Annotated in this window: 1 pseudogene; it reads right to left on the minus strand. The window is 72.9% G+C overall.

Annotation, left to right across the window (positions count from 1 at the left end):
* Window positions 1–387: pseudogene (locus tag KDL01_RS42715) on the minus strand (AAA family ATPase); the annotation flags it as partial.

Here is a 387-nt window from a genome sequence, read left to right on the forward strand (position 1 = left end):
CCTCGTCGATCAGCACCGCGTCCGCGGGCGAGAACTTCGCCGACTTCACCGACCGGGCCGGCTTCGCCCACAGGATCGCCTTCCGCTCCTCCTCGTCGAGCAGCCCTTCCGCGTGCTCGGCCAGGAACTCCGCGTCGCCCAGCAGCCGCAGCACCAGCTTCGCCGGGTCGACGGCCGGCCAGATCGTCTTCACCGCCGCCTTCACCGCGCTGTTGCGCGCCACCGCGTCCTGCACCCGGTCGTCCGGCGCCTCCCCGGCCCGCTCCATCTGCACCAGCACCGTGTGCGCGATGCGCTGCGGCAGCGCCTCGCGGGCGGCGCCGTAGCGGATGTCGCGCTCCAGCAACTGCCGGACGATGTCCTCCAGTTCGTACGCCGGAACCCGCC

The organism is Actinospica durhamensis (assembly GCF_018139695.1).
Classification (GTDB): Bacteria; Actinomycetota; Actinomycetes; order Streptomycetales; family Catenulisporaceae; genus Actinospica; species Actinospica durhamensis.